Source organism: Geodermatophilus sp. SYSU D00691, assembly GCF_054050275.1.
The window spans coordinates 61,200-82,216 of the sequence record NZ_JBJGYZ010000027.1 but is presented as its reverse complement, the minus strand read 5'-3'; the positions used below and the strand labels follow the sequence as shown (position 1 = coordinate 82,216).

20 protein-coding genes are annotated in these 21,017 nt (G+C 73.3%); 7 read left to right on the top strand and 13 right to left on the bottom strand.

Annotation, left to right across the window (positions count from 1 at the left end; genetic code table 11):
- The first annotated feature begins 71 nt into the window (after nt 1–71).
- Both dapD and ACI797_RS18950 read left to right on the top strand, forming a co-directional pair.
- Nucleotides 72–1,055: a 2,3,4,5-tetrahydropyridine-2,6-dicarboxylate N-succinyltransferase gene (gene dapD, locus ACI797_RS18955; RefSeq protein WP_456860312.1), complete on the top strand. Its 984-nt coding sequence runs from the start codon at nt 72–74 to the stop codon at nt 1,053–1,055.
- Nucleotides 1,056–1,145: 90 nt separating this feature from the next.
- Nucleotides 1,146–2,513, top strand: coding sequence for a TrpB-like pyridoxal phosphate-dependent enzyme (locus ACI797_RS18950; protein ID WP_456860310.1), 1,368 nt, complete (start codon nt 1,146–1,148; stop codon nt 2,511–2,513).
- A gap of 57 nt (nt 2,514–2,570) precedes the next feature.
- On the opposite strand, the gene ACI797_RS18945 is transcribed toward ACI797_RS18950, so the two are convergent.
- On the bottom strand, nt 2,571–3,677 hold the full coding sequence (locus ACI797_RS18945) for an alpha/beta fold hydrolase (protein WP_456860308.1): 1,107 nt from the start codon (nt 3,675–3,677) through the stop codon (nt 2,571–2,573).
- Nucleotides 3,678–3,798: 121 nt separating this feature from the next.
- Here ACI797_RS18945 and ACI797_RS18940 point away from each other — a divergent pair, with 121 nt between their 5' ends.
- Nucleotides 3,799–4,464: a hypothetical protein gene (locus ACI797_RS18940; protein ID WP_456860306.1), complete on the top strand. Its 666-nt coding sequence runs from the start codon at nt 3,799–3,801 to the stop codon at nt 4,462–4,464.
- Nucleotide 4,465: 1 nt separating this feature from the next.
- Here the strand turns inward: ACI797_RS18940 and ACI797_RS18935 are convergent, their stop codons facing one another.
- Genes ACI797_RS18935 through fdxA form a run of 3 tightly spaced genes read right to left on the bottom strand, consistent with a single transcriptional unit; the run spans nt 4,466 to nt 6,797 of the window.
- Nucleotides 4,466–5,356 (bottom strand): aminoglycoside phosphotransferase family protein, encoded by an 891-nt coding sequence (locus ACI797_RS18935; protein WP_456860304.1) that lies wholly within the window; start codon nt 5,354–5,356, stop codon nt 4,466–4,468.
- Nucleotides 5,353–6,438, bottom strand: a complete 1,086-nt coding sequence (dapC, locus tag ACI797_RS18930) for a succinyldiaminopimelate transaminase (RefSeq protein WP_456860332.1) — start codon at nt 6,436–6,438, stop codon at nt 5,353–5,355. Before dapC ends, ACI797_RS18935 begins: the two co-directional genes overlap by 4 nt.
- Before the next feature lie 32 nt (nt 6,439–6,470).
- The gene (fdxA, locus tag ACI797_RS18925; protein WP_456542027.1) at nt 6,471–6,797 is read right to left on the bottom strand and encodes a ferredoxin; all 327 of its coding nucleotides are present in this window, start codon (nt 6,795–6,797) and stop codon (nt 6,471–6,473) included.
- 145 nt (nt 6,798–6,942) lie between these two features.
- On the opposite strand from fdxA, the gene ACI797_RS18920 reads away from it, so the two are divergent.
- Nucleotides 6,943–9,825, top strand: a complete 2,883-nt coding sequence (locus ACI797_RS18920) for an EAL domain-containing protein (protein ID WP_456860301.1) — start codon at nt 6,943–6,945, stop codon at nt 9,823–9,825.
- A gap of 12 nt (nt 9,826–9,837) precedes the next feature.
- Here the strand turns inward: ACI797_RS18920 and ACI797_RS18915 are convergent, their stop codons facing one another.
- The 7 genes from ACI797_RS18915 to ACI797_RS18885 form a co-directional block, all read right to left on the bottom strand.
- Complete coding sequence (locus ACI797_RS18915) at nt 9,838–10,242, bottom strand: hypothetical protein (RefSeq protein WP_456860299.1); 405 nt, start codon at nt 10,240–10,242, stop codon at nt 9,838–9,840.
- Nucleotides 10,239–11,126, bottom strand: a complete 888-nt coding sequence (mshB, locus tag ACI797_RS18910) for an N-acetyl-1-D-myo-inositol-2-amino-2-deoxy-alpha-D-glucopyranoside deacetylase (RefSeq protein ID WP_456860297.1) — start codon at nt 11,124–11,126, stop codon at nt 10,239–10,241. Before mshB ends, ACI797_RS18915 begins: the two co-directional genes overlap by 4 nt.
- Nucleotides 11,127–11,173: 47 nt before the next feature.
- Complete coding sequence (locus tag ACI797_RS18905; RefSeq protein WP_456860295.1) at nt 11,174–12,235, bottom strand: ABC transporter ATP-binding protein; 1,062 nt, start codon at nt 12,233–12,235, stop codon at nt 11,174–11,176.
- The gene (locus ACI797_RS18900; RefSeq protein ID WP_456860293.1) at nt 12,232–13,506 is read right to left on the bottom strand and encodes an ABC transporter ATP-binding protein; all 1,275 of its coding nucleotides are present in this window, start codon (nt 13,504–13,506) and stop codon (nt 12,232–12,234) included. Before ACI797_RS18900 ends, ACI797_RS18905 begins: the two co-directional genes overlap by 4 nt.
- Before the next feature lie 11 nt (nt 13,507–13,517).
- The gene (locus ACI797_RS18895) at nt 13,518–14,483 is read right to left on the bottom strand and encodes an ABC transporter permease (protein ID WP_456860291.1); all 966 of its coding nucleotides are present in this window, start codon (nt 14,481–14,483) and stop codon (nt 13,518–13,520) included.
- Between the two features lie 29 nt (nt 14,484–14,512).
- Nucleotides 14,513–15,502, bottom strand: coding sequence for an ABC transporter permease (locus ACI797_RS18890; protein ID WP_456860289.1), 990 nt, complete (start codon nt 15,500–15,502; stop codon nt 14,513–14,515).
- A gap of 247 nt (nt 15,503–15,749) precedes the next feature.
- Nucleotides 15,750–17,489 carry an ABC transporter family substrate-binding protein gene (locus ACI797_RS18885; RefSeq protein ID WP_456860287.1) on the bottom strand — a complete coding sequence of 580 codons (1,740 nt, stop codon included), beginning with the start codon at nt 17,487–17,489 and terminating at the stop codon, nt 15,750–15,752.
- Nucleotides 17,490–17,853: 364 nt separating this feature from the next.
- On the opposite strand from ACI797_RS18885, the gene ACI797_RS18880 reads away from it, so the two are divergent.
- A complete protein-coding gene (locus ACI797_RS18880) occupies nt 17,854–18,024 on the top strand; it encodes a CsbD family protein (RefSeq protein ID WP_456860285.1) in 171 nt (56 codons plus the stop codon).
- A gap of 64 nt (nt 18,025–18,088) precedes the next feature.
- Here ACI797_RS18880 and ACI797_RS18875 read toward each other — a convergent pair whose 3' ends face one another.
- Nucleotides 18,089–18,982 carry an endonuclease domain-containing protein gene (locus ACI797_RS18875; RefSeq protein ID WP_456860283.1) on the bottom strand — a complete coding sequence of 298 codons (894 nt, stop codon included), beginning with the start codon at nt 18,980–18,982 and terminating at the stop codon, nt 18,089–18,091.
- Nucleotides 18,983–19,092: 110 nt separating this feature from the next.
- Nucleotides 19,093–19,851 carry a (deoxy)nucleoside triphosphate pyrophosphohydrolase gene (locus ACI797_RS18870; RefSeq protein WP_456860281.1) on the bottom strand — a complete coding sequence of 253 codons (759 nt, stop codon included), beginning with the start codon at nt 19,849–19,851 and terminating at the stop codon, nt 19,093–19,095.
- 59 nt (nt 19,852–19,910) lie between these two features.
- On the opposite strand from ACI797_RS18870, the gene ACI797_RS18865 reads away from it, so the two are divergent.
- Together ACI797_RS18865 and cysC are read left to right on the top strand one after the other, a co-directional pair.
- Nucleotides 19,911–20,387: an RrF2 family transcriptional regulator gene (locus tag ACI797_RS18865; RefSeq protein ID WP_456860279.1), complete on the top strand. Its 477-nt coding sequence runs from the start codon at nt 19,911–19,913 to the stop codon at nt 20,385–20,387.
- A gap of 34 nt (nt 20,388–20,421) precedes the next feature.
- A complete protein-coding gene (gene cysC, locus ACI797_RS18860; protein WP_456860277.1) occupies nt 20,422–20,952 on the top strand; it encodes an adenylyl-sulfate kinase in 531 nt (176 codons plus the stop codon).
- Nucleotides 20,953–21,017: the final 65 nt, after the last annotated feature.

The window sequence follows — 21,017 nt, the reverse complement described above, 5'->3', positions numbered from 1 at the left end:
CCGCCGAGCCTACGGGCGCCGCCGGGCTCCGGCCGGAGGACTCCCGGTGCGCCTGGGTAGCGTCGTCCCCCGTGACGAACGCCGCCGCAGCGACCGCCTCCGCCTCCGGCGTGGGCCTGGCCACCGTGACCGTCGACGGGACCGTCCTCGACGTCTGGTACCCCTCCCCCCGGCTCGGCGCCGACGACGGCCCGACCGGCACGCACCAGATGGGCACCCTCGAGCTGGGCAGTGCCCTGGGGCCGGACTACTCCGGGCTCGTGCGCAGCGACGAGGCCCGCGGCGTGCAGGTCATCCCGGTGAGCACCAGCATCGCCGACCTCTCCGCTCCCCCGGCCGACACCTACGACGTGTGGCTGCGGCTGCACCTGCTCTCGCACCGGCTCGTCCGGCCGCACGGTGCGAACATGGACGGCGTCTTCGGGCTGCTCACCAACGTCGCCTGGACCAGCGCCGGGCCGGTGCTGGCCACCGAGGTGCAGGCCCGCGCGGCCCGCCTGCGCGCCGCGCACGGCCACGTGACCGTCTTCGGCGTCGACAAGTTCCCGCGGATGGTCGACTACGTCGTCCCGGCCGGGGTGCGGATCGCCGACGGCGACCGGGTGCGGCTCGGCGCGCACCTGGCCGAGGGGACGACGGTCATGCACGAGGGCTTCGTCAACTACAACGCCGGCACGCTCGGCCCGTCGATGGTGGAGGGCCGGATCAGCGCGGGCGTCGTCGTCGGCCCGGACAGCGACATCGGCGGCGGCGCCTCGATCATGGGGACGCTGTCCGGCGGCGGCAAGCAGGTCGTCTCGATCGGCAGCGGCTGCCTGCTCGGGGCGAACGCCGGCATCGGCATCTCCCTCGGCGACGGCTGCGTCGTCGAGGCCGGCTGCTACGTGACGGCGGGGTCGCGGGTGACGCTGCCCGACGGGTCGGTCGTCAAGGCGCTGGAGCTCTCCGGCCGCGACGGCCTGCTGTTCCGCCGCAACAGCGTGAGCGGCGCGCTGGAGGTGCTCCCCCGCACCGGCAGCTGGGGCGAGCTCAACGCCGCCCTCCACGCCAACTGAAGCCCCGCTTTCGGTGCGGAAAGCGGAACCGCTTTCCGCACCGAAAGCAGTGGCCCTAGGCTCGCCGCCACTCGTGGACGGAGGGCACCCATGGCCGGGACGCAGCACAAGATCCTGCTGGACGAGTCGCAGCTGCCGACGCAGTGGTACAACGTCGTCCCCGACCTGCCGAGCCCGCCACCGCCACCGCTGCACCCCGGCACGCTGCAGCCGGTCGGACCGGACGACCTGGCGCCGCTGTTCCCCATGGAACTCATCGCCCAGGAGGTCACCGGCGACCGCTACGTCGACATCCCCGGTGAGGTGCTCGACGTCTACAAGTTGTGGCGGCCCTCGCCGCTGTACCGGGCGCACCGGCTGGAGAAGGCGCTCGGCACCCCGGCGCGGATCTACTACAAGTACGAGGGCGTCTCGCCGGCCGGCTCGCACAAGCCGAACACCGCGGTGCCGCAGGCGTACTACAACGCGCAGGCCGGGGTCCGGAAGCTGACGACGGAGACCGGTGCCGGCCAGTGGGGGACCGCGCTGGCGTTCGCCACCTCGCTGTTCGGGCTCGAGTGCGAGGTGTGGATGGTCGGCGCCTCCTACGACCAGAAGCCCTACCGGCGGATCATGATGCAGACCTACGGCGCGCAGGTGCACCGCTCGCCGTCGGACCTCACCGAGGCCGGCAAGGCGATCCGCGCCGGCGACCCCGAGCACCCCGGGTCGCTGGGCATCGCGATCAGCGAGGCGGTGGAGGTCGCCGCGCAGGACCCGTCGATCCGCTACGCCCTGGGCAGCGTGCTCAACCACGTGCTGCTGCACCAGACGGTGATCGGCGAGGAGGCGCTGCTGCAGCTGGCCGCGGTCGACGAGCGGCCCGACGTCATCGTGGGCTGCACCGGCGGCGGCTCGAACTTCGGCGGCCTGGCCTTCCCGTTCCTGCGCGAGAAGATGGCCGGCCGGATGTCGCCGACGATCCGCGCGGTCGAGCCGGCGTCCTGCCCGTCGCTGACCCGCGGCACCTATGCCTACGACTTCGGCGACGCCAGCGGCATGACGCCGCTGATGAAGATGCACACCCTCGGCCACCGGTTCGTCCCCGACCCGATCCACGCCGGCGGGCTGCGCTACCACGGCATGTCGCCGCTGCTGTCGCACATCTACGAGCTCGGGCTGATCGAGGCCCTCGCCCTGCCGCAGACGGAGTGCTTCGCGGCGGCGCTGCAGTTCGCGCGGACCGAGGGGATCGTGCCCGCCCCCGAGCCGACGCACGCGCTGGCGGCCTGCATCCGCGAGGCGCTGGCCTGCAAGGAGTCGGGCGAGGAGAAGGTCATCCTCACCGCGCTGTGCGGGCACGGCCACTTCGACCTGGCCGCCTACGACGCCTACCTGTCGGGGCGGATGGTCGACGAGGACGTCCCCGACGAGCGCTTCGCCGGCCCCCTCAGCGAGCTCCCGAACGTCCCGGTCTGAAGAGCCTGACGTTGCTTCATCGCGATCAAGCACGGGTGCTTGATCGCGATGAAGCACTCAGGTGAGGTGGGCGGGCTGCTGGGCGGGGACGTCGAGGTGCTCGAGCAGCGCGACGACGAACTCCTGCGGGCGCTCGACGTGCGGCGAGTGGCCGACGTCGGGGAGCACGACCTCGCGGTAGGCGCCGCCGGTGGCCGCGTACCGGTCGAGCACCGCGCGGGTCTGGGTGACCATCGGCTGGGGCGGGAACTCCTCGGCACCCGGCCACCCGGGGACGGCGCCGAGCGAGCCCAGGAAGGCCAGGTCGAAGGCGGAGGTGTCCGACACGATCTGGTCGGCGTCGCCGCGGATCCACAGCACCGGCGGCTTGCGCTCCAGGTCGACGATGCCGGAGAGGTCGCAGACCGTCGGGGCCATCGTGTTGAGCACGCCCCGCTCCCCCGGCGCCGCGCCCGGCCACGTCCCGGTCGCGACGGCGTCGCCCGGGTAGTGGTCGACGCCGGTGCGCGTGCTGTTCATCGAGGCGACGAACACGTCCTCGAGCCGGGGGTCCAGCGGCAGCGAGCCCGGCGCGACGTAGAAGGCGCGCAGGATCGACCGCGGGCTGGTGGGGCTGTCGGCGGTGGTGTCGCCCGCCGCGATGGCCGCGACGAAGTCGGGGTTGGCCGCGCCGGCACCGGAGCCGCAGCCGTCCTCGTGCACACGCCAGCCCTCGGCGCCCGCCGTCCCCCCGAAGCCGTAGGGCGAGACCGGGGCGACCAGCGCCACCGAGGCGACCCGCTCGGGGTGGTCGAGCAGGTACTGGAGGACGACGCCGGCGCCCATGCTCCAGCCGACGAGGTGCACGCGGTCCAGGCCGAGGGTGTCGGCCAGGGCGGCGACGTCGTCGGCCCAGTCGCGCAGCCCGCGGCGGGCGTCGATCGGCAGCGGGTCGGTGTCGCCGTAGCCGCGCAGGTCGACCGCCAGCGCCCGCACCCGGCCGGTCTCGGCCAGGGCGAGCAGCGGCTGCTGCCAGAACAGCGACGAGCTGACGTTGCCGTGGACGAGCAGCACCGCCTCCCCCGGGCCCGCGATCTCGGTGCCCTCGGCGGCCAGTACCTGCTGGGTCAGCCGGGGGGTCTCGACCCGGGTCGCGGTGATGCCGGGCAGCAGGTGGTCGCTCATGCGGGCTCCTCGTCGGTGGACGGCGGCCCACCGTAACGACCGCCGGCGCCGGGCGACAGGTGTCCGGCGCGACCTCCGCGGTGCCCGGGACTGACAGCTTCCGCACCTACAGTCGACGGTGATGAGCCCCGCACGCACGGTGACCCGCCGCAGCTCGGCCGGCCCCCGCAAGAGGACGGCGGCGCGGCCGGGGGTCCGCCGCCGTCCGGTGCGCCGGGCGGCGAAGGGCCGCGGCAAGGGCTTCTCGCTCCGCAGGCTGGAGCCCGCCCAGTGGTGGCCGCCGCTGCTCATCGCGCTGGTCGTGCTCCTGGGGTTCGCCTGGGACGCCGACGGGCAGGACGTGCCCGTGGCCACCGCCCAGTGCACCCTGCCCGCCACCGGCATCACGCTGACCGCCGAGCAGATCGCCAACGCGCGCACCATCGCCCAGGTCGGCTGGGAGCGCGGCCTGCCCGAGCGGGCCGTCGTCATCGCGCTGGCCACCGCCATGCAGGAGTCGCGGCTGCGCAACCTCGACTACGGCGACCGCGACTCCCTGGGCCTGTTCCAGCAGCGGCCGTCGATGGGCTGGGGCACACCGGAGCAGGTGCAGGACCCGGTCTACGCGGCCGGGAAGTTCTACGACGGCCTCGTCCAGGTCCCCGACTGGCAGTCACTGAGGGTCACGGACGCCGCGCAGCGTGTGCAGCGCTCTGGATTTCCGGAAGCCTACGAGCAGCACAGCCCGCTGGCGGTCGAGCTGACCAGCGCTCTGGCGGCCGACCAGCCGCTGTGCACCGAGGGCTGACTCAGAGCAATACGGCGGCGACGGCCAGGCTCTCCTCCTCGACGCCGAGGCCGTCGTGCGCCGACCAGAGCGCCGACGTCACCGCGTAGACCGCCGTCCAGGCCCGGGCGCGGTCGGCGTCGACGCCCATCGCGGGGCAGACGAGCTCCAGCCGCCGGTCCAGCAGCGCCGCCAGCCGGGCGGGCTCGCGCGGCAGCGTGCCCAGCGGGTTGAGCATCGCGACGGCGACGTCCAGCGCCGGCTCGGCCCACACCCCGCGCGGGTCGATCGCCACCGCGCCGTCGCGGCCGCGCAGCACGTTGCCGTGGTGCAGGTCGCCGTGGCAGAGCACCGACGGGCCGGCGGTGGCCAGCAGCTGCTCGCGCAGGCGGGCCGCCGCCGCGGTGAGCCCGGCCGGCAGCAGCGGGTGCCCGGCGGCGAGGTCGGCCAGCTCGGCGGGCCCGACCGCGGCGGCCGGCCGCACCCCGACCGCCGCGTGCAGGGCGCGCGCCACCGCCCCGAGCAGCGGGAACGCCTCGTCGTCCGGCGCGCCGTCGAGGTCCGAGCCCGGCCGCACCCGCTCGAGCAGCAGCGCGACGGCGTCCGGCGAGTCGAGGTCGGCCGCCAGCAGGCGCACCGCCCCCGACCCGCTCCAGGCGCGCAGGATGCCCGCCTCCCGCTCGACGTCGCGGTCGGCGTTGCGGATCCCGACCTTGAGCACGACCTCCTCGGTCCCGCACCGGCCGGGGGCGACCCAGTGGTAGTCGGCGGGGAAGGGGGCGTCGAGGGCGAGCCCCCACGCGCGGGCCCGCTCGTGCACCAGCGCCGGCAGGCGGTCGCACCACTCCGCGCCGCGCGCGCCGTGCAGCGCGGTCATCGCCGCCCGCAGCCGGGGCGGGACGACGACCTTCACGCGGTGAGGCGCTCCACGGCCGCGTCGATCCGCTCGTCGGTCGCGGTCAGCGCCAGGCGGACGTGGCGGGCGCCGGCCGGGCCGTAGAACGTCCCGGGCGCGGCCACGATCCCGCGGTCGGCCAGCCAGCCGATCGTCGTCCAGCAGTCCTCGTCGCGGGTGACCCAGAGGTACAGCCCGGCCTCAGAGTGGTCGACCCGCGCGCCCGCCGCCCGCACCGCGGCCAGCAGCTTCGACCGGCGCGCCCGGTAGCGCTCCTTTTGGTCGGCCACGTGCGCGTCGTCGGCCAGCGCCGCGGTCATCGCCGTCTGCACGGGACCGGGCACGAGCAGCCCCAGGTGGCGGCGCACCTCCCACGCCCGCCGCACCAGGGCGGGGTCGCCGGAGAGCAGGCCGGCGCGGTACCCGGCGGCGGTCGACTGCTTCGACAGCGAGTGGACCGCCAGCAGGCCGGTGTGGTCCTCGCCCGCGATGGACGGGTGCAGCAGCGAGCGCGGCTCGACGTCCCAGCCGAGCGTCACGTAGCACTCGTCGGCGACGACGGGCACCCCGTGCGCCCGGCCCCAGGCCGCCCAGGCCCGCAGCTCGTCGTCCCCCAGCACCCGTCCGTGCGGGTTGCCCGGCGAGTTCAGCCAGACGAGCACCACGCCCGTCGCGTCGTCCGGCGGGACGTCCGAGCGGCGCACCGCCAGTCCGGCCAGCACAGCGCCGACCTCGTACGTCGGGTAGGCGACCTCGGGGACGACGACCGTGCCGCTGCCCTGCAGCCCGAGCAGCGTGGGCAGCAGCGCGACCAGCTCCTTGGAGCCGACGGTGGGGATGACCGACGGGTCGGGGCCCTGCGGGTCGGCGACGACGACCCCGAGCCGCCGGCGCAGCCAGTCGGCGGCCGCCGTGCGCAGCGCCGCGGTCCCGAGCGCCGTCGGGTAGCCGGGCGCGTTGGCGCCCGCCCCGAGGGCGTGCTCGAGGACCGCGGGGGTGTCGTCGACCGGCGTCCCGATGGACAGGTCGACCACCCCGCCGGGGTGCCGGGCCGCGCGGGCCCGCGCCTCGGTGAGCGCGTCCCACGGGAAGTCGGGCAGCCGGCGGGCGGCCGCTCCGGCGTCAGCCCTGGTCAGTGGCCCTCGCCCTGCGGCGGCAGCGCGGCCACCAGCGGGTGGTCCTTCGCGATCTTGCCGGTCTTGGCGGCGCCGCCGGGGCTGCCCAGGTCGGAGAAGAACTCCACGTTGGCGTTGTAGAAGTCCTTCCACTTGTCCGGGACGTCGTCCTCGTAGTAGATGGCCTCCACCGGGCAGACCGGCTCGCAGGCGCCGCAGTCCACGCACTCGTCGGGGTGGATGTAGAGCATCCGGTCGCCCTCGTAGATGCAGTCCACCGGGCACTCGTCGATGCACGCCTTGTCGAGCACGTCGACGCAGGGCTGGGTGATGACGTAGGTCACGGTGGGTCCTCCCGGGGCGCGTTGTTGCCGCCATAAGTATCACCTGCGCGTACCGCCCCGGCGCGACCGGTCCGCCTCTCCCCCGGAGGGGTGGCCTGCGCCGCACCGGCTTCATGTGGCGCGCGCCACTGCCGAAACGGTCCCCGTGATCAGTGCCCGGCACGACGGCGCACCGGGGGCGTTCCTCCGCCCGCCGGTGCCGCGTGCCGCCCTGCCCGGCCGCCGGGCCGTCCTGCCCGGTTCGCCGTACGACGCGCAGGCCGCGCTGGACTCCCTGCTGCACCGGTTGCGGGTCGGGCTGGGCGCCACCCGCCTCTCGGTGTGGGTGCACGAGCAGACCACCGGCACCGCGGTCCCGTTCCGGCGCTCCCTCGCTCCCGGGGCGGAGGTGCCCGACCACGCGGGTCTCACCAGCCCGGTCACCATCGCCCGCTCCGCGCTGCTGTCCGCCGCCGTCGGCCGGTGCGAGCCGGTCGTCGTCCGCGAGGGCGGGCGCCGGGCGGCCGACCGGGAGGCGGCCGGCTACGGCATCCGGTCCGCGCACGTCGAACCGCTGGTCCGCGACGGCGCGGTGGTCGGCATCCTCACCGTCGAGCCGGCCGCGGCCGTCGCGCCGGTCCCGCTGCGCACCGCGCTGCCCGCGCTCGGCCAGGCCCTCGTCGAGGCCTGGGGACGCCGCAGCGAGCGGCGCCGCCTGCACACCGCCGAGGTGCTGCTCGCCCTGGTCGAGCAGGCCACCTCCGCACCGACCGTGGACGCGCTGCTCGCCACCGCGTGCCGCCAGCTCGCCGAGCTCGGCGAGGTCGAGCGCGCCTGCGTCTTCCTGGTGGAGGACGGCCGGCTGGTGCCGAGCATGGCCGGGTTCGCCGACGGCCGCCGCGACCGCGCGAGCTTCGAGCGGTTCCGGACGGCGCCCGAGCCGCTGCCGCTGGTCGAGACCGTGCTGCGCACCGGCGAGCCGCGGGCCGCCGACCGCGACTCCGACCAGCTCCCCGGCTGGTGGGCGGAGACCTTCCACATCGCCTCGGCGCTGGCCGTGCCCCTCGGCCGCGGGCCGGAGCCGGTGGGCGTCCTCACCCTCGACAGCCCGCGGCTGCGCCCGTTCTCCGAGGAGGTCCGGCGCATGGCCGCCGCGGCCGGCGCCTACCTCGGCGGCGCCCTCGAGCAGGCCCGCGCCGCGCAGGCGCGCGACGCGTCGCTGCGCACGGCCCGGGTGGTGCGCCGGCTGCTGGTGGAGGGCGCCTCCGCGACCAGCGTCCCGGACGCCGCCGAGGTGCTCGCCCGCGCCGTGCAGCACCTGGTCGGCACCGAGCGCAGCGCCGCCTACAAGGTGGACGCGGCGGGCCTGATCGAGGACGTCCGGCACGTCGGCTGGGCCGACGAGCACAAGCTCGTCGTGCGGGAGCGGCTGCTCGGCCGCCCGGCGGCCGACGTCCCGCTGTGGCGGCACACCGTGGAGCACCGGGCACCGGTGTTCGTCGAGGACGTCGCCAGCTGCGACCTCATCCCCGCGCCCCTCGCGCGGGCGCTGGACCTGCGCTCCTACGTCTCCATCCCGCTGCTCGCCGGCGACCGGCTGCTCGGGCTGGTCATCACCGGGTCGACCAGCGCGACCGGTGACTGGTCGCCGGAGGTCCGCGAGGCCGTGCGCCAGGTGACCCTCGAGGGCTCGCTGGTGATCGAGAACGCGGTGCTGCGCGCGGTCGAGCAGCAGCGGCTGCAGCAGCTCGCCGAGGAGGCGCACCAGGACGCGCTCACCGGGCTGGCCAACCGCCGCCGGTTCGTCGAGGAGCTGGAGCGCAGCGTCTACGGCGCCGCCGGCCGGCGCAGCGCCGTCCTGATGATCGACCTCGACCGGTTCAAGGAGATCAACGACAGCTTCGGGCACAGCGTCGGCGACGACCTGCTCTGCCTGGTCGGCCCGCGCCTGGAGCAGGCGCTGGGCCCGCGCGACCTGCTGGCCCGGATGGGCGGCGACGAGTTCGCCGTCCTGCTGCCCGACGCCGACCGCTGCCGCGCCGTCGAGGTCGCCCACGGCATCGCCACCGCGCTGCGCGAGGCGTTCGTGCTCGACGGCATGCCGCTGCACGTCGACGCCAGCATCGGCATCGCGCTGTGCCCGGACCACGGCCGCGACCGCTCGCTGCTGCTGGCCCGCGCCGACACCGCCATGTACGCCGCCAAGCGCGACCGCCGCGGCTTCGAGGTGTGGGCGCCCGACGGCACGCCCGACTCCCGCGACCGGCTGGAGACCCTCGAGCAGCTGCGCGCCGCTCTCGACACCGAGGAGCTGGTCCCCCACTACCAGCCGCAGCTCGACCTGCGCACCGGCGCCGTCGTCGGGGTGGAGGCGCTGGTGCGCTGGCAGCACCCGACCCGCGGGCTGCTCACCCCCGACGTGTTCCTGCCGCTGGCCGAGCAGGCCGGGCTGATGCGACGGCTGGCGATGCGCGTCCTCGAGCGGTCGCTCACGGACCTGCGCGCGTGGCGGGCGGCCGGGCACGACCTGTCGCTGGCGGTCAACCTCTCGGTCTCCAACCTGCAGGACGTCGCCCTGCCGGAGCAGGTGGCGCTGCTGCTCGACACGCTCGGCGTCCCCGCCGCGGCGCTGACGCTGGAGATCACCGAGGACGTGCTGATGTCCGACGCCGCCCGCACGCAGCAGGTGCTCACCGGGCTGCGCGCGCTGGGCGTGCGGCTGTCGATCGACGACTACGGCACCGGCTACAGCTCGCTGGCCTACCTGCGCGCGCTGCCGGTGCACGAGCTCAAGCTCGACCGCAGCTTCGTGCGGAACCTGACCTCCGACCCGCGGGCCGCGGCGATCGTGCGCAGCACCCTGCAGCTGTCCCGCGACCTCGGGATGACCATGGTCGTGGAGGGCGTCGAGGACGCCGACGCGCTCGCCGCGCTGGCCGCGTGGGACTGCGACGTCGCGCAGGGCTTCCACGTCGCCCGGCCGATGCCGGCCGAGCAGTTCCTCGCCTGGCTGGTCGCCGGGACCGTCCCCGCCGCCGCGCCGCGCTGAGCGGCGGCGCGTTCAGCGCTCGGCGGCGTCCGGGACCGCCGGTCGCGGCGGGGGCATGGTCAGCACCCGGCCGACGGCGAACGCCGCGGCGACGACGCCGGCCAGCAGGAACAGGAGGTTCAGCACGCCGAGCGCCCCGCCGCCGGTCAGGACGAGGTCGCCCTCGGGTCGCCGCTGGGCGGCGGCCAGCGCGACCGTCCCCCACACCAGGGCGGGCAGGACGGCGACGACGCGGGAGCCGGACAGCCGGTGCGCGGCGGCGACCAGGAGCAGGTTGCCGACGACGGCGGCGAGCAGCGACACCGGCACGAGCACGCCGCCGACGCGCAGCGGCAGCCAGAAGACCTCCACCAGCGCCAGCCAGCCGGCGACCGCGACCGCGAGCAGCCCCCAGCCGAGCAGCGCGAGCGCCCTCACGGGGTGAGACCGGCGAAGAGGTCGTCCTCCCAGCCCTGAGGGGTGTCCCCGGCGGGCCCGCGCTCACCGCGGACCAGCCGGTAGTACTCGGTGCCCAGCACCTCGAGGCCGAGGTTGTTCGACAGCGCGAAGAACGGCCCGTCGACCGTGATCTGGGTGGGGTGGGCGCGCAGGGCGGCGTCCTTCTGCCCGGCGTACTGCCGGGCGTCGACGGCGGCGGTGACCACCTCGTCGGCGACGACGAAGTCGACCTCCTCGATGTCGCCCAGCCCCTCGAACGGCGAGTCCTGCCCGAGGGCGGCCATCGCCTCGATGCCGTGCTGGATCACCGAGCGCGGCATGGCGCACCAGTAGACCTTCACCACGTCCCACGGCTCGCCGAGGTCGGGGCGGAAGCCGGGGGCGCCGGCCAGCTCGACCGCGCGCATGGCCACGCGGTGGGCCTGGATGTGATCGGGGTGGCCGTAGCCGCCGTTCTCGTCGTAGGTGACCACGACCTGCGGCCGCACCTCGCGGACGACGGCGACCGCGTGCGCGGCCGCCTCGTCGAGGTCGGCGTTCCAGAAGGCGCGCGGGTTCTCGTTGGCCGGCGTCCCCATCATCCCGGAGTCGCGGTAGCGACCGGCCCCGCCGAGGAACCGCACGTCGGTCACGCCGAGCGCGTCCATCGCCGCCCGCAGCTCCCAGATCCGGTAGCCGCCGAGCTGGTCGGCCTGGTCGGCGGCCAGCTGCGCGAGCTCCGGGACGAGCACCTCGCCCTCCTCGCCCAGCGTGCAGGTGAGCAGGGTGACGCGGGTGCCCTCGGCGACGTAGCGGGCCATCGTGGCCCCGTTGTTGATCGACTCGTCGTCGGGGTGGGCGTGCACGAGGAGGATGCTCTTCACAGCGCGATCCTGCCGGATCGCACCGCGCTGCCGGGCGCGGTCCCCTGCTACAGGACCTTGAGCGTCTCCGCGTAGTGGCAGCGGTTGTCGTGGCCGACGCCGCGGTCCTCGAGGACCGGCTCCTGGTCGATGCACAGCTGCCGCTCGGCGTCGCTGAGCACGTTGGCGAACTTCTGGCAGCGGGTGCGGAACTTGCAGCCCGACGGCGGGTTGGCCGGGCTGGGGACGTCGCCGCCGATGATGATCCGCTGCCGCTGGCGCTCGCGGCGCGGGTCGGGCAGCGGGATCGCCGAGAGCAGCGCCTGGGTGTAGGGGTGCGCCGGCCGCTCGAACAGCTCGTCGCGGTCGGCCACCTCGATGATCCGGCCGAGGTACATCACCGCGACCCGGTCGGAGATGTGCCGGACCACCGACAGGTCGTGCGCGATGAACAGGTAGGACAGCCCGAGGCGGTTCTTGAGGTCCTCGAGCAGGTTGATGACGCCGGCCTGGATGGACACGTCCAGTGCCGACACCGGCTCGTCGAGCACGAGCAGCTTGGGCTCCAGGGCCAGCGCGCGGGCGATGCCGATCCGCTGCCGCTGCCCGCCGGAGAACTCGGCCGGGTAGCGGTTGGTGTGCTCGGGGTTGAGCCCGACCTGCTCGACCAGCTCGCGGACGCGGGCCCGCAGCTCCTGGTTGCCACTCGTCAGCCCGTGGATGATCAGCGGCTCGGCGACGATGTCGAACACCGGCAGCCGCGGGTTGAGCGAGGCGTAGGGGTCCTGGAAGACGATCTGGATGTCGCGCCGCAGCGGCCGCATCGCCTTGCGGTCCAGGCCGACGAACTCCCGGCCCTGGAACTTCACCGAGCCGCCGGTGGCCGGCTGCAGGTTGAGGATCGCCCGCCCGGTCGTGGACTTGCCGCACCCCGACTCGCCCACCAGCCCGAGGACCTCGCCGGGGTAGATGTCGAGGTCCACGCCGTCGACCGCGCGGACCGCGCCGACCGTGCGCTTGATCAGCCCGCCGCCCTTGATCGGGAAGTGCTTCTCCAGGCCGCGCACCGAGAGGATCGGCTCGCCGTCGCGGAGCGGGGCGGCGGCGCGGTCGGTGGTGGGGGCGGTCACTGCTGGGTTCCTCTCGGGCTGGTCACCGTGCCGGTCTCGCCGCCGGCGTGCGCCGCGGGCTCGGTCTGGTCGTGCGGCGGGGTGCCGCGGACGTCGCCGTCGCGGCCCGCCTCGGGCGAGGTCGCGGCGTCCACCGGGTAGGCGCCGTCGCCGAGCAGCGTGTCGGCGCTGGTCTCCTCGAACACCTCGGCGGCGTGGCCGTGCGCCTGCTCCACGATCTCGGTGCGGATGCAGGCGGCGGTGTGGTCGCGGCCGACGTCGTAGAGCGGCGGCTCGGCGGCGTCGCACTCGGGGATGTGCAGCGGGCAGCGCGGGGCGAACGGGCACCCCGGCGGCATGTTCACCAGGGACGGCGGGGAGCCGACGATCGGCGTCAGCCGCTCGCGGGTGGAGCTGTCCAGCCGCGGCAGCGAGCCGAGCAGGCCAAGGGTGTAGGGCATCCGCGGCTCGTAGTAGATGTCCTCGACGCTGCCGACCTCCACCGGCCGGCCGGCGTACATGACCAGCACGCGGTCGGCGACGCCGGCGACGACGCCTAGGTCGTGGGTGATGAGCACCATCGCGGCGCCGGTCTCCTCCAGCGCCGTGTCGAGCACCTCGAGGATCTGCGCCTGGACGGTCACGTCGAGCGCCGTCGTCGGCTCGTCGGCGATGATCACGTCCGGCTGGTTGGCCATGGCGATCGCGATGACGACGCGCTGGCGCATGCCGCCGGAGAACTCGTGCGGGTAGGAGCGGGTGCGCGCGGCGGCGTTCGGGATGCCGACCAGCTCGAGCAGCTCGGTGGCCCGGGCACCGGCGGCCTGCCTGGACAACCGCTTGTCGTGGACCCGCAGGGTCTCCTCGATCTGGTAGCCCACGCGGTAGACGGGGTCCAGGGAGGTCATCGGGTCCTGGAAGATCATCGAGATGCCCTTGCCGCGGACCCGGGACATCGCCGGGTCCTTCTGGCCGAGCAGTTCCTGACCGCGGTAGCGCACCGACCCGGTGATCCGGGCATTGCTCGGCAGCAGACCCATGACCGCGAGCGACGTCACCGACTTGCCGGAGCCGGACTCGCCGACGATCCCGAGCACCTCACCGGAGCGCAGCGTGTAGTCGACGCCCCGGACGGCGTTGACCAGGCCGTCCTGAGTCGGGAACGACACCCGCAGGTCGCTGACCTCGAGCAGGGGTGCGCCCGGGTCGAAGCCGGGCAGGGTGTGCGCCCGCTCCGGCTGCAGGGTGCCGACGGAGGTCGCGCCGGTCGACGCGCCGTCCTGGGTAACCATGGAGCTCCTTCTCAGGCCCGCACGCGGCGGTTGCTCGGGTCGAAGGCGTCACGGATGCCGTCGCCGATCAGGTTGATCGACAGCACGATGACCAGCAGCGTGATGCCTGGGAAGTAGAAGAGCCACGGCCGGGTGCTGGCGGCCTGGACGCCGTCGGACACCAGCCGGCCGAGCGAGGTCTGGTTGGCCCCGTTGACGCCGAACCCGAGGTAGGTCAGCGACGCCTCGAGGATGATCGCCGTCGCCGCGGCCAGCGTCGTCCAGACGATGAGCGCGCCCAGCGAATTCGGGATCAGGTGCTTGAAGATGATCCGCTTGTTCGAGGCGCCGAGGGCGTGCGCGGCCTCCACGTACTCCTTCTCGCGCAGCGAGAGGAACTGGCTGCGCACGATCCGGGCGAGGTCCAGCCAGCCGAACAGGCCGAGGATGATGCCGACGCCCAGCGGCGTGCGGGCACCGGGGAAGTTGCTCGCGACGACCAGCAGCACGACCAGCAGCGGGACGGTCAGGATCAGATCGACGATCCGCATGAGCACGTTGTCGATCCACTTGCCGAAGTAGCCCGACAACGAGCCGATCAGGACGCCGAGCGGCAGGGCGATCGCCACGAACAGCAGCACGATGAACAGCGACCGCTGCACGCCCTGCATGAGCCCGGCCAGGACGTCGCGGCCGATCTCGTCGCTGCCGAGCGGATAGCCCGCCGTCCCGGGGGGGACGGACTGCGCGTCGCGGTTCTGCGTGCCGTAGTCGACGCCGGTGATGAGCGGCCCGACGAAGCCGAAGAGGAGCATCAGCACGAAGATGACCAGGCCGGCCATGCCGACCTTGTTGTGCAGGAAGTGCCGGACGATCTGCTGCCGCTGGCTGCGCGCCTTGACCGTGAACTCCCGGTCGACGCCGCGGTCCGGCGGCAGGCCGGGCTCGGCCGGGAGGGCGGAGCCGGCCGAGTCGGTGGCGGCCTGGGTGGTGGCCATGTCTGTCTCTCTCTCTGGTCCGCGGCGCGTCAGGCGAGACGGATGCGCGGGTCGAGGACCGCGTAGAGGATGTCGGCGATCAGGTTGAAGAGGACGACGAACACGGCGCTGACCAGCAGCCAGCCCAGCACCACGTTGATGTCGTTGTTCCCGATGCCGTTCTTCAGCAGGTATTCGCCCATGCCGTGCCAGACGAACACCTGCTCGGTGATGACGGCGCCGCCGAAGAGCGTGCCGATGCCCAGGGCGACGACGGTCGTGAGCGGGATGAGGGCGTTGCGCAGGCCGTGCCGGAACACGGTGCGGCGGAAGGTCAGGCCCTTGGCGCGGGCGAGCCGCATGTAGTCCGAGCCCAGCACGTCGAGCATGGCCGCGCGCTGGAACCGGCTCCACGCCGCGAAGGTGAGCAGCGCCAGGCTGAGCGTGGGCAGCACGAGGTGCCCCAGCCGGTCCATCCAGATCTCGCTGCCGGTGGCGTAGAGCTCGATGCCCGGTGTCTGCTCGCCGATGGTGAACAGCACCTGTTTGCCGAACAGGTCGTTGATCCCGCCGGCGACGAACTCCTTGAGCAGCGCCGCGAACCAGAACGTGGGCAGCGCGATGAGGAGGTAGGCCAGGAAGGTGAAGGCGTAGTCCGAGGGCCGGTACTGGCGGACGGCGCCGATGACGCCGACGATGATCGCCAGGACGATCGCGATGACGATCGCCAGCAGGATCATCCGGCCGGTGACCAGCAGCCGGCCCGGCAGCTCGTTCGCCACCGGGGTGCCGTTCACCGTCTGGCCGAAGTCACCCGTGACGACACCGGTCAGCCAGTTCCAGTAGCGGACGAAGAAGTTGTCGTTGAGCCCGAGCTCCTCGCGGAGGTTGGCGAAGAACGACTCCGGGGGGCGGGGCTGGAGCGTGTAGTACCTGGCCAGCGGGTCGAAGCTGGCCGCGCAGAGCGCGAAGACGAGGAACGAGCTGGCCAGCAACACGAAAACGGATCCGAGGATCCGTCTGATCGTGAAGAAGAGCACCGGGGCACCTTACGTCGGGAGCGGACACCCTCCTGTGGGAGAGCGGACCGCTCGGACGAGCCACGCAGCTACCGGAGCGGGTCGGCGATCCGTCGCTGCGATCGCGATCGTGATGGATCGAGGGTCGTACGCCGCGGCCCCCGGGGCAACTGCGCCGGGGGCCGCGGTCGTACCCGCCCGTGCGGGCGGTCGTGCAGTCAGGAACCGGTCCTGGCCGGTGCCCCGTCGCCGGGGCACCGACCGGGGATCACTGGACGGACCAGGTCTCCGAGTTCCAGAGCGGACCCGCCTGCGTCGAGTTGTCCTCCACGTTCTGGATGGAGCTCTGCCAGGCGATGAAGGTCGGCTTCTGGTACAGCGGGATGGTCGCGACCTGCTCCCACAGCGCCGCGTCGATCTGGTTGCCCAGCTCGGCCTGCGCGTCGGGGTCCGGCTCGGCGACGAACTGCTCGAACAGCGCGTCGATCTCCGGGGTGCCCTGGCGGGAGTAGTTCTGGCCGAGGCCGTTGGCCGGCGACCAGTAGATCGACTGGGTGGCCGACCGGAACGGCGACCCGACCCAGGCGAACAGCGCGGCCTGGAAGCCACCGGCCTCGAGGGAGGTCGGCTGCTCGGCACCGGCGAAGATGTCCGGGTTGGCGTTGAACGTGGCCTCGATGCCCGCCTCGGCCAGCTGCGGGATCATGACCTCGATCGTCGTCTGACGGAGCGGGTTGTTCGCCGTCGTGTCGATCTGGATCGCCAGCCGCCCGCGCTCCGGGTGCGTGTACACGCCGTCCGGACCGAGGGTGTACCCGGACTGCTCGAGCAGGGCCTTGGCCTCGTCGATGTTCTGCTCCTTGTACTCCTCAGGAGCGGTGTCCTCGTACTGCGGCTGGTTGTTGAAGTAGATCCGGTTCTGCAGGACCTCGGCGTCCGAGGAGAACTGGCCCACCGTCTGGTCGACGATCTCCTGGCGGTCGAGCGCCATGGCGAACGCCTTGCGGACGTTGATGTCGGCCAGGTGCGGGTCCTGGGCGTTGAGGTCGAGGTGCTCGAACGACAGACCGAAGGTGATGTCGCTGCCGACGTTCGGCTCGAGGCCCTCGATCTGGTCGACCAGGTCCAGCTGCGGCTGCGGGTAGATCACGCCGAGCTCGCCGCTCTGCATGCCCTGGACCGCGGTGGTCGGGTCGTTGCCGATGTTCTGGATGATCAGCTGGTCCAGGTTCGGGCCCTCGCCCCACCACTCCGGGTTCGGCGTCAGGACGACGATCTGGCCGCCGACGTCGATGTTCTCGGCCTTGAGCTGCCACGGGCCGCCGGAGATGTCCTCGGGCAGACCCTCGGCGATCGGCCAGCCGGTGGTGATGGTCTCGCAGAGCGCGACCGGGTCCTCGTTGTCCATGAGGTGCGCCGGCAGGATGCCGCCACCGAAGTCACCGCTGAACAGCGACTGCCAGTCGGCGAAGGGCGTCTCGTAGGTGACCGTGACGGTCTTGCCCTCGTCCGAGCCCTCGACCGAGGAGATGTTCTCGTAGCCGGTCGTCGACAGCAGCGAGGCGCAGCCGCCCTGGGCCGGGTCGGTGCTGCGGCTCGAGCGCCAGGTGAACTCGAAGTCGTCGGCCGTGATCGGGGTGCCGTCGCTCCACACCGCGTCCGGGTTGATCGAGTAGGTGATCACCTGGGTGCCGCCCTCCTCGGAGAGCGTCGGCTCCTCGGTGAGCAGGTCGGGGTTGTGCACGACGGTGAAGTCGGGCTCGACGATGAAGGCGCCCGGGAGGATGCCGGACAGGATGTTCGCCGTCGAGGTCGCGTTGCCGGAGGCGATGTTCGGGAAGAGGTTCTCGGGGAAGTCCGTGGACTCACCGAAGACGACGCGACCGCCCTGCGCCGCCTCGCCGCCCTCGTCACCCCCGCCACCGTCGCTTCCGCCACATGCGGTCAGCGCCATCGCGCCGGCGATGCCGGTCGCGATCAGCGCAGAGGAGCGCTTGCTCAACTTCACGTGCGATGCCTCCCTCGTCCCGCGGTCGCGGGGGGAACGGACTGGTCGGCCAGAGCCGGGCCTGTCTGACCCGTCGCTGGCTGTGATCGGAAAGGCGCGCAGAGCGGACTGACGCCTGCTCCGCGCGTCGGGGCGACCCTAGGCACGGCCTCGAAGAGGCGTCCACGACCGACACCGATTTGTGACCTGGGCTCACGATCGTCCCGCGAGCGCACAACATACCCAGCGGTAACACGCGCCTGGCGAGACCCCTTGCGGCCTCGGACCCGCCTGCCCGCAGACCTTTCGGTTCCGGTTGGGTGTCACAGCGCCCACCTGCGGGTACGTCCTCCTGGCACGGGGCGGACCAGAGGAGGTCTTCGGGATGAGCGACATGGACAAGCTGAAGAACAAGGCGCAGGAGCTCTCCGGCGAGGGCAAGGAGCGGGTCGGCGAGGCCACGGACAACCGCGACCTGCAGGCCGAGGGCACCAAGGACAAGGCGGCCGGCAGCCTCAAGCAGGCCGGCGAGAAGGTCAAGGACGCCTTCAAGTAGGCCCGACCTACCGTGCTTCGTCGCGATCAAGCGCAGGTGCTTGATCGCGATGAAGCACGTCCGCTCACCGGCGGGCCCCCTCCCCGAGGGCGGCGCGGATCCGCTCCACGACGCCGTCGAGGTCGCGTAGGTCGACGGCGCTGAGGCGGATGACCCGCCATCCCGCCCGCACGAGGCGCTCGTAGCGCCTGTCGTCCCTGCGGATCTGCAGCTCGTCGAAGTGGTATTCGCCCTCGTACTCCACGATCAGCTTGGCTCCCGGCCAGGCCAGGTCGACCTGGCCGAGGAACTCGCCGTCCTCGACGACCTCGTACTGCGGCACCGGGTGCGGCAGACCGCCGAGGTGGCACATCACCCGCACCTTCGACTCCGGTGGGCTCATGGCCCTGCTGTCCACCAACGGCAGCACTGCGTTCGCACGTCTGCTGCGCCACTGCCCCCGCCGGCGGAGCACCTCCCCCACGAGATCGGCCTCGGTCAGTCCGCCGCCCTCCACCTTGCCCTGCCGGAGCATGCCGTCGAGCAGCGCCACGGCCGTCAGGAGCGGCTCGAGTGTGGCGATCTCCCACGCTGTGCGCACAGCAGTAGTGAGCCGAACGCCGTCACCGGTCGCCCACACCTCGTCCTCGCGGAACTCCGAGCGGTGCACCTGGACGCCACGAGGCCCTTGCCACGGGTGAGCGGGCGGAGCCAGGACGAGGACCGGGTCGACCGCCGAGCTGAACGGCGCGCCGAACCACACCGCGGCGGAGCGGCCGCCGATCACGGCCTCCGCCGGCATGAGGAGCGCTGCGGCCCGCGTCCTGAGCTCGTGATCGTGGACGAGAGACGGATCCGCGTAGACGTTGTGCAGCACCCGCCGGTACCCCGCCGCGAGCTGCCGGCGGGTGAGCAGGCCTTCGGCAACGGCGTGGGAGCCGATGAACAGGGCGCCGGAGAAGCGACGGTGCGAGGTCACGGCGGCAGAGTGGCGCGTGGTAGCAGCGCAGCGACGGCCGTTTCCACAGGCACCAGCCCCGACGGTGCTTCATCGCGATCAAGCGCGGGTGCTTGATCGCGATGAAGCACTCAGAGGCGGGTGAGGAGGGCTCGGACGGCGGGGAGGAGGGGGCGGTCGGCGGGGATCCACTCCAGGTCGTCGAGCTCGTCGGCCGGGACCCAGCGCAGCTCCGCGTGCTCGTGCGCCACCGGCTCGCCCCCCTCGGCCAGCCGCGCCCACCACACCCGCAGCGTCGAGGCGCCGGGCTCGCCGCCCGCGACGACGCCGTCGAGCAGCACCTCCCCCACGAACGCCTGCGGGACGACGTCGACGCCGAGCTCCTCGTGCAGCTCGCGGACCAGCGCCGACAGGTCCGACTCCCCCGGCTCCACCTTGCCGCCGGGGAACTCCCAGCAGCCGTCGTAGGGCCCGCCCGAGCGCTGGGCCACCAGCACGCGCGGGCCGTCGACGATCGCCGCGCCCACCACCTGCACGACGTCCAGCGCCCGCCGCGCGGCCGCGGCGGCGTAGAGGTCGAGGTGGGCCTGCATCGCCCGCAGCACCCGGGGGCGCAGCACCACCTGGTCGACGAACGCGCCGAGCGGGCCGGGCAGCCCCGACTCCCAGTCGGCCTGCTCGAGGAGCAGCGTGCCGGCGCCGGTCGCGGAGTACCGGCGGGAGTGGGTCAGCCACCCCCGGCCCCACCGGACGGCGTAGACGTCGCGCTCCGGCCGGACCGACAGGACCTCCTCCAGCGGGCGTCGCCACGGCCGGCCGAGGGCGCGTGCCACGTCGAAGGCGACGGTCAGCGGCGCCTCCACCAGAGTGGTGAATCGCAGCTGGTACACCGGAACACTGTGCCAAACAGGGCAGGATGGGGCGGCAGGACTCGGCAGAAGGGACTCCAGTGCGCATCACCGCCCGGGTCGACTACGCCGTCCGCGCCGCCCTCGAGCTCGCCGCGGTGGCACCGGACGCGCTGACCTGCGATCGCATCGCCACGTCGCAGAACATCCCGAACCGCTTCCTCCAGGCCATCCTCGGCGACCTGCAGCACGCCCGGCTGGTCACCAGCCAGCGCGGCCGCGAGGGCGGCTACCGGCTGGCGCTGCCGCCGTCGGAGATCTCCGTCGCCCGCGTCATGCGCGTCGAGCAGGGCTTCCTCGCCGAGGTGCACGGTCGGCGGCCCGAGGAGGTCGAGTACCCGGGGACGGCGGCCCCGCTGGCGAGCGTCTGGGTGGCCGCGCGCGAGGCGTACCGGCGGGTGCTGGAGGACGTCACGCTCGCCGACGTCGTCGCCGGCAAGTTCCCCGGCCACGTCGCCGACCTCATCGCGATGGAGAGCGCCTGGCGCTCCTTCGGCGACGAGGGCACCACCGGCTGACCACCGGCGGGGACCGCTCGGGGAGACTGACGCCATGTCGAGCGGCGTCACCGTGTTCCTCACCGGCCTGTCCGGGGCCGGCAAGTCGACCATCGCCGACGCCCTCGTGGCCGACCTGGAGGCCGACGGCGTCCCGGTGACGGTCCTGGACGGCGACGTCGTCCGCACCCACCTGTCGAGCGAGCTGACCTTCAGCCGCGAGCACCGCGACCTCAACATCCGCAGGATCGGCTTCGTCGCCGGCGAGGTGGTCAAGCACGGCGGCACGGTCGTGGTGGCCGCGATCGCGCCGTTCGAGGAGGCCCGTGCGCACGCCCGCGCGCTGGTCGAGGAGCACGGCCGCTTCCTGCTGGTCCACGTGTCGACGCCGCTCGAGGTGGTCGAGCAGCGCGACGTCAAGGGCCTCTACGCCAAGGCCCGCGCGGGTGAGATCCCCCAGTTCACGGGGATCAGCGACCCCTACGAGGTGCCCACCCGCGCCGAGCTCACGATCGACACCAGCGTCACCCCGCTGGAGGAGTCCGTGGCCCGCATCCGCGCGGCCATGGACGGCGGAGTGAGCTGAACCACGTCGGTCGTGTTGCGCGGGTGTGACACCATGGTCCCCATGTCGGACCGTGGCGCCCTCCT

Coding starts and splice junctions, on each gene's coding strand:
- ACI797_RS18945 (WP_456860308.1), bottom strand. CDS start 3,677: ATGAGCGACCACCTGCTGCCCGGCATCACCGCGACCCGGGTCGAGACC.
- ACI797_RS18950 (WP_456860310.1), top strand. CDS start 1,146: ATGGCCGGGACGCAGCACAAGATCCTGCTGGACGAGTCGCAGCTGCCG.
- ACI797_RS18880 (WP_456860285.1), top strand. CDS start 17,854: ATGAGCGACATGGACAAGCTGAAGAACAAGGCGCAGGAGCTCTCCGGC.
- cysC (WP_456860277.1), top strand. CDS start 20,422: ATGTCGAGCGGCGTCACCGTGTTCCTCACCGGCCTGTCCGGGGCCGGC.
- ACI797_RS18900 (WP_456860293.1), bottom strand. CDS start 13,506: ATGGTTACCCAGGACGGCGCGTCGACCGGCGCGACCTCCGTCGGCACC.
- ACI797_RS18895 (WP_456860291.1), bottom strand. CDS start 14,483: ATGGCCACCACCCAGGCCGCCACCGACTCGGCCGGCTCCGCCCTCCCG.
- ACI797_RS18940 (WP_456860306.1), top strand. CDS start 3,799: ATGAGCCCCGCACGCACGGTGACCCGCCGCAGCTCGGCCGGCCCCCGC.